This window comes from Mycobacterium venezuelense (genome assembly GCF_054919535.1).
On record NZ_JBONDW010000019.1, the window covers coordinates 85,639 to 98,058 of the forward strand.

General features: G+C 66.1%; 12 protein-coding genes. 6 read left to right on the forward strand and 6 right to left on the reverse strand.

Annotated elements, in window-relative coordinates:
• Window positions 1–7: 7 nt before the first annotated feature.
• The 4 genes from ACRCUN_RS26575 to ACRCUN_RS26590 form a co-directional block, all read right to left on the reverse strand.
• The gene (locus ACRCUN_RS26575; RefSeq protein ID WP_462144611.1) at window positions 8–910 is read right to left on the reverse strand and encodes a fructose bisphosphate aldolase; all 903 of its coding nucleotides are present in this window, start codon (window positions 908–910) and stop codon (window positions 8–10) included.
• A 118-nt stretch (window positions 911–1,028) separates the two neighbouring features.
• Entirely contained in the window at window positions 1,029–2,435 is a 1,407-nt protein-coding gene (locus ACRCUN_RS26580) for a pyridoxal phosphate-dependent decarboxylase family protein (protein ID WP_462144612.1), read from the reverse strand.
• Between the two features lie 24 nt (window positions 2,436–2,459).
• Window positions 2,460–3,935, reverse strand: coding sequence for an amidase (locus tag ACRCUN_RS26585; protein ID WP_462144613.1), 1,476 nt, complete (start codon window positions 3,933–3,935; stop codon window positions 2,460–2,462).
• Window positions 3,936–3,986: 51 nt separating this feature from the next.
• Window positions 3,987–4,607 carry a hypothetical protein gene (locus ACRCUN_RS26590; RefSeq protein WP_462144614.1) on the reverse strand — a complete coding sequence of 207 codons (621 nt, stop codon included), beginning with the start codon at window positions 4,605–4,607 and terminating at the stop codon, window positions 3,987–3,989.
• Window positions 4,608–5,065: 458 nt separating this feature from the next.
• On the opposite strand from ACRCUN_RS26590, the gene ACRCUN_RS26595 reads away from it, so the two are divergent.
• The 5 genes from ACRCUN_RS26595 to ACRCUN_RS26615 all read left to right on the forward strand — a co-directional run bounded on the left by ACRCUN_RS26595 (window position 5,066) and on the right by ACRCUN_RS26615 (window position 9,673).
• Window positions 5,066–6,034, forward strand: a complete 969-nt coding sequence (locus tag ACRCUN_RS26595; protein ID WP_462144615.1) for a TauD/TfdA dioxygenase family protein — start codon at window positions 5,066–5,068, stop codon at window positions 6,032–6,034.
• On the forward strand, window positions 6,012–6,899 hold the full coding sequence (locus ACRCUN_RS26600) for an ABC transporter permease (protein WP_462144616.1): 888 nt from the start codon (window positions 6,012–6,014) through the stop codon (window positions 6,897–6,899). Before ACRCUN_RS26595 ends, ACRCUN_RS26600 begins: the two co-directional genes overlap by 23 nt.
• Window positions 6,886–7,629, forward strand: coding sequence for an ABC transporter ATP-binding protein (locus tag ACRCUN_RS26605; RefSeq protein WP_462144617.1), 744 nt, complete (start codon window positions 6,886–6,888; stop codon window positions 7,627–7,629). The genes ACRCUN_RS26600 and ACRCUN_RS26605 overlap by 14 nt, the downstream gene beginning before the upstream one ends.
• A gap of 66 nt (window positions 7,630–7,695) precedes the next feature.
• Window positions 7,696–8,736, forward strand: a complete 1,041-nt coding sequence (locus ACRCUN_RS26610; RefSeq protein WP_462144618.1) for a PhnD/SsuA/transferrin family substrate-binding protein — start codon at window positions 7,696–7,698, stop codon at window positions 8,734–8,736.
• A gap of 19 nt (window positions 8,737–8,755) precedes the next feature.
• Complete coding sequence (locus ACRCUN_RS26615) at window positions 8,756–9,673, forward strand: TauD/TfdA dioxygenase family protein (protein WP_462144619.1); 918 nt, start codon at window positions 8,756–8,758, stop codon at window positions 9,671–9,673.
• A 25-nt stretch (window positions 9,674–9,698) separates the two neighbouring features.
• Here ACRCUN_RS26615 and yaaA read toward each other — a convergent pair whose 3' ends face one another.
• Both yaaA and ACRCUN_RS26625 read right to left on the reverse strand, forming a co-directional pair.
• A complete protein-coding gene (gene yaaA, locus ACRCUN_RS26620; protein ID WP_462144620.1) occupies window positions 9,699–10,445 on the reverse strand; it encodes a peroxide stress protein YaaA in 747 nt (248 codons plus the stop codon).
• A 62-nt stretch (window positions 10,446–10,507) separates the two neighbouring features.
• Window positions 10,508–11,164: a C40 family peptidase gene (locus ACRCUN_RS26625; RefSeq protein ID WP_462144621.1), complete on the reverse strand. Its 657-nt coding sequence runs from the start codon at window positions 11,162–11,164 to the stop codon at window positions 10,508–10,510.
• 537 nt (window positions 11,165–11,701) lie between these two features.
• Between ACRCUN_RS26625 and ACRCUN_RS26630 the strand changes: the two genes are divergently transcribed.
• Window positions 11,702–12,418, forward strand: coding sequence for an ArsR/SmtB family transcription factor (locus tag ACRCUN_RS26630; protein ID WP_462144622.1), 717 nt, complete (start codon window positions 11,702–11,704; stop codon window positions 12,416–12,418).
• The last annotated feature ends 2 nt before the right edge of the window (window positions 12,419–12,420 follow it).

Below are 12,420 nucleotides of genomic sequence, written 5' to 3' on the forward strand. Positions count from 1 at the left end.
CCTGTGCCTAGCCGGCGATCGAAGCTTCGAAAATCGACTGGATCGATTTGTCCAACGTGGAGTTGAACTCGTCGTCGCTCTGCTGTGCGGACAGGCCTTCGGTGAGCGCCCGGCTGAAGCTCGCGATGACGCCGCTGTTCTGCGCGAGCAGCGCGTTGGCCTCGTCGCGGGAGTAGCCACCCGACAGGGCGACGACGCGCATGACCTTCGGATGATCGACCAGCGACTTGTAGTGGTTGGCGACGGTCGGCAGGGTCAGCTTCAACATGACCCGCTGGCCTTCGGGCAGCGCGTCGAGGTTCTTGGCGATCTCGGCCTTGAGCAGGTCCTCGGCCTCGGCCTTGTCAGAGATCGAGATGGTCACCTCGGGCTCGATGATCGGGATCAGTCCGTGGGAGAGCACCTGCTTGGCCACCTCGAACTGCTGGGCCACGGCCGCGGCGACACCGGTCGGGTTGGCGGCGCCGATGACCGAGCGCTCCTTGGTGCCGAAGATGCCGTTCTCCACCCCGCGGGCCAGCAACTCGTCGAGTGCCGGCATCGGCTTCATCAGCTGTACACCGTCGGCGGCTTCGGCCAGGCCCTTGTCGATCTTGAGCAGCGGCACCACACCCTTGTCCTCCCAGAGGAACCTCGCCGACGGCTTGCCTTCGATCGACCGATCCATGGTCTGCTCGAACAGGATCGCAGCCAGCACCCGCTCACCGGTGAACGCGGGCGAGGTGATGATGCGCGAGCGCATCTGGTGGATCAGGTCGAACATCTCGTCCTCGGACGAGTAGGCGCTTTCCTCCACCCCATACAGACGCAGCGCCTTCGGGGTCGATCCGCCACTCTGGTCGAGCGCGGCGACGAAGCCCTTGCCCGATGTCATCTTGTCGGCCTGCTGCTGGTTCACCTGGTTCGTCATGACGGGGTGCCCACTCCTTTGAAGACGCGTCCTATGCGATTCTGGCCGCCGGACGACGCCGGCGGTGGCTATTCGCCTCAGAGGATATTCGGCGGCGATTCGCGGGCGGACCCCCACCTCATGCCGGCGCGCTCAGCGGGGTGCCCGACGAGCCGGCGATGGCCGCCGCGGACCGGTCCACATCGTGGTCGGTGGTGGCCCAGTTCGAGAAGGACACCCGCAGCACGTACTCGCCATTCCAGGTGGTGCCGCCCAGCCAACAGGTGCCGTCGGCCTGTACCGCCGATACCGCCCGTCGATTTGCGGCCTCGCCTCCGGGCAGCCGGACCAGTACCTGGTTGAGGACGACGTCGTTGAGCACCTCGGCACCTGGGATGCGCTCGGTCAGCAGTCTTGCCATCAGCCGCGCTTGAGCGCAGTTGCGCTCGACGAGGTCGCTCACCCCGGAGCGGCCCAACGATCGCAATGCCGCATACACCGGCACGGACCGCGCGCGCCGCGAACTCTCGGGAACGAAGTTCGTGTTGTCGCGCTGGCCCGGATCGGCCACCAGATACGGCCCGGCCAGGCTGGTCGCCGCAACGTGCGCGCCGGGATCGGCGACGATCGCCATCGCCGAGTCGTACGGCACGTTGAGCCACTTGTGGGCATCCACCGCCCATGAGTCCGCGCGCTCGGCTCCCGCGGTGAGGTGCCGGGTGGCCGGTGCCGTCGCCGCCCACAGCCCGAACGCGCCGTCCACATGCAGCCAGGCATCGTGCGCGTCGCACAGGTCGGCGATCACCTCGAGATCGTCGAAGGCGCCCGTGGACACGTTGCCGGCCTGCGCGCACACGATGACCGGACCATCGCCTGCGACAAGCTCGGCCTGCAGCGCTTCGGGTCTCATCCTGCCCTGATCGTCGGCTGCAACGCGGACGGCGGCCGCTTCGCCGAATCCGAGCAACCGCAGGGCGGCGTAAATGGTCACGTGGGCCTGCTCGCCGCACAGCACCCGCACCCGAGGCGCTCCGATCAGTCCGTCACGGCTCACGTCCCAACCGGCTCGGGCCAACACCGCGTGGCGTGCTGCGGCCAGGCCGGTGGTGTTGGCGGCTTGCGCACCGGTCACGAATCCGACACTCGCACCGCGCGGCAGGCCGAGCAGGTCGAGCACCCAGCCCGCGGTGATCTCCTCGATGGCCGCCGCGGCCGGTGACAGCGAATGGAACGCCGCGCACTGGTCCCACGCCGATACGAGCCAGTCCGCGCCGAGCGCGGCCGGCAGGGCGCCCCCGATCACGAAGCCGAAGTGTCGCGGACCCGCGCTGGCCACCAGGCCCGGGTCGGCTCCGACCGCGAGAGCCTCGACGACAGCCGCCGGGTCCTCGCCGTGGTCGGGAAGCGTGACACCGAGGGACTCCCGGATGCCCGATGCGTCGGCGCGCGCGGCCACCGGCCGATCGTCGAGCCCGTTCAGGAAGGTTTCGGCGTGGTCAGCGGCGGTGCGGAGGGCGGCGGTGCGGTCGGGACGGATGTGCGCCATGGCGCCGACCCTACGGGCAGCCGGTCACGCTGGGTTGTCGTGTGCAACCCAACCGGCGGGTTTGCGCCCGGCCCATGGTGCCGCCTGCTCGAGCTGACCGGCGATGCTGAGCAGAATCGCCTCGTCGGCAGCCATCAGCTGTACCCCGACCGGCAGGCCGTCGGCGGTTTCCCCGAGCGGAAGCGAAATCGCGGCCCAGCCAGTGACATTCGCGAGCGACGTCCAGCCGGTGGTGGCGAATTCGACATCGAAGAACGCCCGCGTCGTGCCGCGCGGTTGGTTCAGCAGCGCATACGGTGGTGGGCCGGTCAGCAGAGTGGGAACGAGCAACACATCGTGTCCGGCCATTCCGGCGGCGAACCGACGGGTCTGTGCGTGCACGGCGGCGATGGCGTCCGCGTATGCCATGCCGGTCGTGGTGAACCCTTCGCGGATCATCACCCACGTGCTCGGCTCGAACTCGTCCTCGGTGGGCTCGCGGCCGAGCTGACCCGAGGCGAACGTGTGCAATTGAGCGTTACTCACGTTGTGCAGCACCGCAACCGCGTCGGCCACCGTGTCCGGATCGATCGACGGGCCGCCCGCCTCGACCTGATGCCCAATGCTCTCCAGCAGTCGCCCGGTCCGTTCGACCGCAGCGACGACAGCAGGGTCGATCCGCTCGGTGGGAAACGGCGACGTGGTCGACATCAGCACCCGTTGGGGCTGCGGTGCGTGCGAAACAGCTTGCAGGAAGGTCTCTTCCGGTACCGGGGCGGTGTAGGGATCGCCTGCGGCGCTGCCCGCGATCACGTCGAGAAGGGCGGCACAGTCACGCACCGTCCGGGTCAGCGCGTGATTGTTCACCAGCCCTTCCAAACCATGACCACCGTCAGGTGCGAACGACGCGCGACCGCGGCGCGGCTTGAGCCCGACCAAACCACAGCACGATGCCGGGACGCGGATCGAACCGGTTCCGTCCCCGCCGGACGCGGCAGGTACGACGCCGGCCGCCACCGCGGCAGCCGATCCGCCACTCGAGCCGCCCGGCGTCACCGAACGTGACCACGGGTTGACCGTCGGTCCGAACAACACCGGTTCGGTTGTGCAGTGGTTGCCCCACTCCGGGGTGTTGGTCTTTCCGAACACCACAAGGCCGGCATTCAGATACCGCTGCACGGTCCAGGCGGAATCCGTTGCCACATGGTCTCGTAACGCCCGTGACCCCATCGCTTCTGGTGCTCCGGCCAAGGCCGCACCGAGATCTTTGAGCAGGAACGGCACGCCCGCGAGCGGGCCCCGCTCGCCGTTCCGCAGTGCCGCCGACTCGTCGAGTTCAGCAGCCTGGGCCCGTCCGCGCTCGAAGAGGTCCGTGATCACCGCGTTGAGCGAACGAGTCGCCTCCGTCCGGATGATGGCGGCATCCATAAGTTCGACGGCGGTCACGTCACCAGCAGCGGCGAGACCGGCTTGACCGATCGCATCGATGCCGGCGAGTTCGAACGCAAACTTCGAGTCCATCCGCATCACATTAAACGGCAGGCGCCGGGCAACGCCCGGCAACAGCATGCGCTAGCGAGGCGCGACGACCACCGGCGTCGAGAGTATTTCGCGATACTCCACCATCGGTTCGCGTTTGATGACCGTGTTTCCGGACGTGACAAGTAGTTCAGTAGGGGAGACGGCGTAACTCACGCTGTAGTTGCGTGCCACGAACTTTCGGTCGGGAGATTTCTGGGCCGTCGCGGCGAGCGCCGCCTCGTCGGTCAACCGCACGCCGTGGTACTCGAACCGGCCGGCGCGGTCGAGGCAGATCACCACGAGGGAGCCTTCGGTGCGACCGATTGCCCGTGCCGTCTGGGTGTCTCGGCAGCGTGCGCCGGAGCCGATGAATCCTGACTGGTCGAAGGCGAACGGCGACACGGTCGCGGTGCCGGGTTGTTCGGTCGCGCGGTGCCGCGGTGTCCGATCGGGGTTCACCGCGAGCATTTTCGCGCCCACCGCATACGTGGAGTCACGTGATGACAGCTTGGCGGCGAGTGTCGTGAAGACGACGAACGCCGTGAGCAGTGAGCTGACGAGGGCAGTTGCCGCGACCCCGATGCCGATGGGCAGCCAGCGGCGCTCCGGTGGCCTTCGATGCCTTCCACCGGTGCGCGGCGGACATGAGGTGGACGCTGGGTGGGTGACCAAGCTCGCTCCCGTGACGGCGTTGTGGTGAGTTTTCACAAACAAGGTCGCTGACGCGACCTCATATTGTGCACGACCTGACAGGCGACCGTGGGAACACCCGAAAATTGGGCATCCCCGGTTCGAGGCGGAGTTGGCTACGGCTCCGCGTACCCGAATCTCGCGAAAGGGTGTCCGCAACACTGGGATTGGCCGCCGTCCGAGGACTCCACGAGGCCCGGCCCAGGCCGGAGCGGTTCTGACCGGCCTGTCAATATCTTCGGGCAACGTCGCTGAGGTGGTGCGGCCATGTTGTCCCCTGCGTTGCCGGAAATCTGGATCGGGCGCGACGGCTACGGAATCGGATGGATGCAGGCGCCTCGGCTTTCTCGTCACGCCGATTCAAACCGGTAACCCGGGATTCGATCGTCGTTAGCGTCCAATGATCGATACCTGCAGGCACTTTCGAGGGGAGCACGGCAGTGACAACAGTTGCGGCCACGGCAACGGATGCAAATGCAGCCGCCGAAACCGATATCGAGCTCACGCCGCTGTCGGGCTGGACCGGAGCGGTGATCGGCGGCGTTGATTTGTCAGCACCGTTGACCGATCACCAGATTTCCGGGATCCGGGCGGCGCTGCACAAGTGGAAAGTCGTGTTCTTCCGTGACCAGGACCTCGACCACGCCGGCCAGATCGCCTTCGGCGCACAATTCGGTGCCGTGACGCCGGGCCATCCTTACGAGGGTGATTCCGCGCCACCCGGATTCCCACAGATCCACACCGTGTCCCCGGCCGCCTACGACCATCGTTATGGAACGAAGTACCGCAAGCGTCAAAGTCCCAACGGCCCCGGTTGGCATGCCGACGTCACGCCGTTGATCAACCCGCCGTCACATTCGATCCTGCGCGCCGAGCAGGTACCCGCATACGGCGGTGACACCCAGTTCACGAACGTGGCCGCGGTGTATGCCGGCCTGTCGGAGGCCGTGCAGTCGTTCATCGATGAGTTGCGGGCCGAACACCGTTTCGGCTCGTCGGTCTCCGCCGAGCGCAGCACCGAGAAGATCGGCGATCTCGTACGTGGCAACCCGCTCGCATCGATCCATCCCGTTGTGCGCGTCCATCCGGAGACCGGGGAGAAGGTGCTCTACGTCAATCCGTCGTTCACTCGCGAGATCGTGAACCTGGCTCCGCGCGAGAGCAGACACGTGCTGGACCTGCTGTTCGAAGAGATTGCGCGCCCGGAGTACTCGGTCAGGTTCAAGTGGGAGCCGGGCAGCGTCGCGTTCTGGGACAACCGTGCCGCGCTGCACCTGGCGCCCAAGGATTTCGAACACGTCGATGGCGACCGGGTCCTGCACCGCATCACTCTCGTAGGTGACATCCCAGTCGGTCCGGATGGCGTTGCATCGGAATCGATCTCGGGTGACTACTTCGGGGCCGCCTGACATGTCGACGGTGCTGTCGACACCCGGCCGGATCGCCGAAAGCGGTAAGCCGGCCGGTCTCGTCGACCCGCGGGCAGCGGTGCGGAAAGCTCAGCGCAAGCCTGCGGTGCCACGGGCATTGCAGCGTCTGCTCGGCCCGGTTCTGTTGGTGGTCGGGTGGCAGGTGCTTTCGACCACCGGCGTTTTCGACGAGCGGACGGTGCCACCGCCCACGCGGGTATTGAGCGCTGCGTGGACGCTCATCGCCGACGGTACTTTTCAAGAGCATCTTGTCGCGAGTCTGCTGCGCGTCGGTTATGGCCTCGCTTTCGGGATTGTCCTGGGCCTGGTCCTTGCGTTGATCTCGGGTCTGTCGCGGCTGGGGGAGAACTTCGTCGACGCGAATATGGAAGTCCTCCGGGCAGTTCCGAATTTCGCGCTGGTTCCGTTGCTGATCGTGTGGTTCGGGATCAGCGAGGTTCCCAAGATCCTCCTGATCACCCTCGCAGTGGCGGTCGCGATCTACATCAACACTTTCAGTGCGATTCGCAGCGTCGATGCCGCACTGGTGGAGGCGGCACGCTCGTTCGGCGCCGGTCGCGCCGAGCTGATCTATCGCGTCATCGTCCCCGGCTCACTGCCCGGCTTCCTCGTGGGCCTGCGGCTTGCGCTCACCGCATCTTGGCTGTCGTTGATATTCGCCGAGACCATCAACGCGAAGAAGGGTCTGGGGCGGATGATGACCGACGCCCGCGAGTACTTCCAGATCGATGTGGTGTTCGTGCTCATCGCGGTGTACGCGATTCTCGGCCTGGTCTCGATCCTCGTTGTGCGCTTTCTCGAAGCTCGGCTCCTGACCTGGAGGCGGGCATATGACGGCGACTGACACGCGGTATGCAGGTGTGGAGACCGAAGCCGTGGTGATCGCCCGAGACGTACGAAAGCGCTTCGGCGACAACGTTGTGATCGACGGCCTCGAGCTGGAGATCCGCGCGGGGGAGTTCGTTGCGTTGTTGGGCCGCAGCGGATCGGGTAAGAGCACGTTCCTGCGGGCGCTCGGTGCGCTCGACAGCGATGTCGACGGCTATCTGCGCGTGCCGCAGCGGCGGGCCATCGTGTTCCAGGATCCCCGGCTGCTGCCGTGGCAACGCGTGCTTTCCAATGTGACGATCGGCCTTCCGGCCACCGCCGCGGTGCGGCAACGTGCGCTCGATGCTCTCGCTGAAGTGAATCTGGCCACCAAGGCCAGAGTGTGGCCGCGCACATTGTCAGGCGGGGAAGCCCAGCGGGTGGCGCTCGCACGGGCTTTGGTGCGCGAACCTCAACTGCTGCTCCTGGACGAGCCATTCGGTGCGCTCGATGCGCTCACCCGGATCAAGATGCACGGCCTGCTGGTGGATCTGTACCGGCGCCATACGCCGGCAGTGTTGCTGGTAACCCATGACGTCGACGAGGCGATCGTGTTGGCCGACCGGGTGATCGTGCTGACCGACGGCGTCATATCGCTCGACGTGCAGGTTTCGGTGGACAAGCCCCGAGCCCGAGACTCCCACGAATTCGTCACGCTCAGAAGACGTCTGCTCGCCGAACTGGGCGTGTCGGACGACCAGTCCTGACCCGTGCCGAACGGCACACCGACATAAGGAATGACCGTGTATCCCAATGTCCGTCCGCGGTGGCGCATGACCGCTGTCCTGTTGGTCGCATTGCTTGCGAGCGCGTGCGGGCTTTCGTCCGAAGAGGCCGGGCCCGCAATCGATTCCGTGAAGATCGCGACCACGACCGATGTCCCTGCCGGGACGAAGATCGTGGTCGCAGAGCAGAACGCCACGCAATCCCTGCCGTGGAATCTCGCCGGCGCCGGGCAAGGCGCACCATACGAGGTCGAATTCGCCGACTTCAGTGGTGGGGCAGCGGTGATCGAGGCTTTGCGATCCGGCGCCGCCGACGTCGGATCGATCGGTGAGGCACCGGTTCCCATCGCGGTCGACAGCGGGGTCACCGACCTGGTGACGATCGGCCTTCAAGCCAATCCGGGGACCAGCGGAGGCTACTACCTCGTCGCCCGCCCCGACAGTGGGATCACGAACATCGAGCAACTGCGCGGTAAACGGGTCGCCTATCCGCCCGGCTCGGGCAGACACATGATCACCGCTGCGCTGCTCAAACAGCACGGCCTCGACCTCAGAACCGATGTGCAACCCGTGGAACTGGCCGGGGCGGAAGTCGTTCCGACCTTCGCGGCGGGTGCGGTCGACGCCGCGATCGTGCTCGGCAACCAGTACTACCAGCTCGGTGAACCGCCGATCCTCGGCGACGGCAAGGGCATCAACACCGGGATCCAGAGCTTGATCGTGCACAAGGACGTACTCGATGACCCGGCGAAAGTGGCCGCCATTGGTGATTACGTCGGCCGGGCGGTCGCGGCCAACAACTGGAAGGACACGCACTCCGACGAGTGGATCAACGAGTATTACGTCAAACAGCAGGGCATCACGTTCGATCAGGGAAAGACGTTGTACGACGAGGACGGTATCGCCTCCTACTACCCGATCGACGCGGACAGCACCGCGCTGTTCCAGAGCGTGGCCGACGGGCTCTACGAGACCGGTACGACCAAGACGCACGTCGATGTCGAACCATATGTCGACGGCCGCTACAACGACATCGTCAACGCGCAGAACCAACTCGACGGTGTCACGCCCCGTTCGCTCAAGTCCTAGAACAAAGAAGGGAACAGCAATGACTCAACTCGCGTCCGCGTTGAGCATCAGTCCGCAGGCGGGTTGGACCGGTGCCGAGATCAGCGGAATCGACTTGACCGCACCGCTGCTCGATGAGCATGTCGCCGAAATCCATGCGGCACTGCTGAAGTGGAAGGTCGTGTTCTTCCGCGACCAGTTCATCGGCCACGACGACCATCTGCGATTCGCCGCGGCGTTCGGCGCGCCGACGCCCGCGCATCCGTTGTTCGATTCGATTCCGGACCCCGACTACCCGACGATCTACCCGATATTCCGGGACCGGTTCAAAGCGCGCTACGACACTTCGCGGGGTTTCGACAAACCGAGCTGGCACGCCGACGTCACCGCGGCAGTCAACCCGCCCTTCGCGTCGATACTGCGGGCCGAGGAGATACCGCCGTACGGTGGTGACACGCAGTGGTCCAACACCGTTGCGGCATATGCCGGTTTGTCGGCCCCGCTGCAGAAGCTCGCCGACCGCTTGCGGGCCGTGCACCGGTTCGCACCGCCGGACGGCACGACCGCGACAGACGATTACCGGCGACGCGTGCAGCGCCGACCGCTGCTCACCGAGCATCCGGTGGTACGCGTGCACCCCGAGACCGGGGAGAAGGCGCTCTACGTGAACCCCGGATTCACCAGCCACATCGCCGGCGTCTCGCCGCACGAGAGCCGGCGGCTGCTCGGCCTGTTCTACGACGAGCTCGCCCGGCCCGAGTACACGGTTCGGTTCAAATGGGAACCGGGCAGTATCGCGTTCTGGGACAACCGGTCGACCGTGCATCTCGCGCCCTCAGACCTGACAACCGACCATGACCGGAGGTTGTACCGCGTGACATTGGCGGGCGATGTGCCGAAGGGACCCGACGGGCAGCCGTCCATCGCACTCGACGGCGAGCCGTTCAACGCCATCTGACGGCGAGCCGACCTGCGGCAGGAGATCAGGCGGGTACGACGACCGTCAGCTCGTTGCCCTGGCGTTCGACGTGCATGCCGGCTCTGCGGGCGACGGCGGCCACTGCGGCGGCGTCGTTCGGTTCGGCGCGTGAACTCACCAGCGCCCGGGCCAGGTGGCCCTTGTGCGCCTTGTTGAAATGACTGACCACCGTGCGGTGGCCGTCCGGATGTTCGGCGAGCACCTGTACGCGCACCGACCGGGGTATCCGCCCGAGCGCGGCGTAGGAGCCCGACCGCAGATCCACGATCAGTTCACTTTCGGCGAGCTCGGCGAGCACCGGTTCGAGCAGCGGACGCCAGCGCGTACTGAGGCCCGGCCGTCCCGGCAGTTTCGCGGACGCCGACAACCGGTAGGCCGGTACCAGATCGTCGGCACGGAGCAGACCGAACAGCGCCGAGCCCACCGCCAACCGGGCGCGTGCGCGGCCGACTGCCGCCCCGCGCAACGATTCGACGTCAAGCGCGTCGTACAGGACGCCGGTATAGCGGTTGATGGCGGGCATCGTCGGTGCTTGTCGCAGGCCTGCGTTGCGCTCGATCTCGGCGTCCTGGGCACCGGACAGCCCGAGCGCCTTGCGGCAGGCAGGCGGGTCGCCCGCCAGACCGACCAACTCGTCGACCAGAGCCTCCCGCAGTGGTGTGAGTGCGGGCGAACTCAAATTGTCCAGACGCAACGGCGGGCTGTCGCCGCCTTCGCGCTTGGTCTCCGAGGGTGGCAGGAGCACGATCACACCGAGACGTTAGCGGAGCGGTCCTGGCGTCCGGTGATCTGACCGTTGTGATCCCGATCGGGTCAGACGGGCATTCCCGGCGGTGGCGGCGGGAGCTCGGGTGCGGGCGGGCCGGGTGGCGGCGGAACGTCCAGCACGAACGACGCCGGTACCGCCATCGGCGGAGCCGGTGGTGGCGGTGCGAGCGGATCGGCCGGTGCGGGCGCGGCCAGGGGAGCGGGCGGCGGTGGCGGCGGTGCGAATGGATCGGCCGGCGGTGGCGGGGGGACGGGCGGAAGCGGCGCTTCTGGTGGCGGTGGCGCACCGAACGGCAGCGGAGCCGGTGGTGGTGGCGGGGCGGCGGGTTCGGCGGGGGCGGGCAGATACATGTGGTGGGTGAACTGCGGCTGATAGGCGCCACCGCCGCCGACCTTGACGCCGCCCCCTTCGCCGGACGATACGGACGTGCCATCGGGCAGCGTGACGGCGGTGTGGCCGCTGTTCCAGCCGATCACGAGGGCACCGGGCTGGGTGCCGTACTTGAAGCCGCGGGCCAGCAGGGCGCGCTCCTGGTTTCCGGTGTTGAACCGGTCACCGAAGGCAGGCCGGCCGGTGGCCACGTTGCTCACCCAGGAGGCCAGACCGGAGCAGTCGGTTCCAGCCGGAGTGTCTCCACCGGAGATGTACGGCGTGCCCGATACCTGCTGGACAAGCGCCATCAGCGTCGCGATAGCAAACATGCGGCGGGACATTAACAGAGCTGAAAATGGTCGCCAAAATATGTGACTCCGTTCACAGCACGGCGTATATATCGGTTATCTCACGGCACATACCATTCGGTGTGATAGTCAATGACGGGTATTCGCAGTCGGTTAAGCGTCATTTCCGGCGATCTCTGCGGGTGTGACGGATCCCTTCCAATGTGGTTGCCGCAGTGGATCTATGCCATTTACGTCACGACGAGGACCCGGGCCGATCAGATCGGTCATTTCGAAATACGCTCGGATATAACGTGTTTCGGACAGATGCGCCGAGAGCTCACGGCGAGCGGAGCCGTCGCCTCGCACCGTGGCGGTGGCACCTGTGTAGAGGTATCTGGGGTATCGCCGACGCACCGGCACCGTGCTGTTCTGGCGAAGTTTCGTCGATCGCGCCGAGCGGGCACGGCGACGCGGCCGGTCGGGCTGACGGCCCATGCGGCCAATTGACATGCAGCCAACTGGCTGCATAATTCGATCTGGCGGGCTACGGTGCGCATGAGGAACGGATGGGTGGGCGTGGACGACGTATTGAAGGCAGTCGCGGACCCGAGTCGGCGGATGCTGCTCGACAGTCTCAATGACCGCGACGGGCAGAGCCTGCGCGAGTTGTGTTCGGGCCTGTCGATGGCGCGTCAGTCGGTCAGTAAGCACCTGGCGGTACTGGAGGCCGCCAGTCTGGTGACAGTCGTCCGCCAGGGGCGGGAGAAGCTGCATTACCTCAATCCCGATCCCATCAGCGCTGTCGCCGATCGCTGGATCAACCGCTTCGGTGCGGTCGAGGTACACCCGCTCGGGGACTTCGCGCCACTCGACGTCGCGCCCACGACGTTCGAATACATCACCTATATCCACACGACACCCGAGCGGCTGTGGCAGGCGATCACCAACCCCGACTTCTCTCTCCGCTATATGGGGCACGGCATCGAGTCGGACTGGCAGAAAAGCGCGCCGTATGTCTGGATCGAAGGCGGCGGGCGCGTCGAGCACCCCGACCAGCTGATCCTCGAATCCGACCCATACGGGCGGCTCGCATACACCTTCCACGCGACCGCGTCGGGGAGCCGCTCAAGGGTGTCCTTCGACATCGAACCGATCGAGGATCAGGTCAAGCTGACGCTGATCCATGACGAATTCGAGCCGAAAGACACTGTTCGACAGGATATTTCACGCACCTGGCCACTCAAGTTGTCCAAACTGAAAACGGGCCTTGAGCGCGCAGGCGTGCCGCAGTGACA

What these genes read in the sequence shown, in the direction of transcription:
- ACRCUN_RS26585 (WP_462144613.1), bottom strand. Translation starts at nt 3,935, where the DNA reads ATGGACTCGAAGTTTGCGTTCGAACTCGCCGGCATCGATGCGATCGGT.
- ACRCUN_RS26615 (WP_462144619.1), top strand. Translation starts at nt 8,756, where the DNA reads ATGACTCAACTCGCGTCCGCGTTGAGCATCAGTCCGCAGGCGGGTTGG.
- ACRCUN_RS26575 (WP_462144611.1), bottom strand. Translation starts at nt 910, where the DNA reads ATGACGAACCAGGTGAACCAGCAGCAGGCCGACAAGATGACATCGGGC.
- ACRCUN_RS26580 (WP_462144612.1), bottom strand. Translation starts at nt 2,435, where the DNA reads ATGGCGCACATCCGTCCCGACCGCACCGCCGCCCTCCGCACCGCCGCT.
- ACRCUN_RS26605 (WP_462144617.1), top strand. Translation starts at nt 6,886, where the DNA reads ATGACGGCGACTGACACGCGGTATGCAGGTGTGGAGACCGAAGCCGTG.
- ACRCUN_RS26610 (WP_462144618.1), top strand. Translation starts at nt 7,696, where the DNA reads ATGACCGCTGTCCTGTTGGTCGCATTGCTTGCGAGCGCGTGCGGGCTT.
- ACRCUN_RS26625 (WP_462144621.1), bottom strand. Translation starts at nt 11,164, where the DNA reads ATGTTTGCTATCGCGACGCTGATGGCGCTTGTCCAGCAGGTATCGGGC.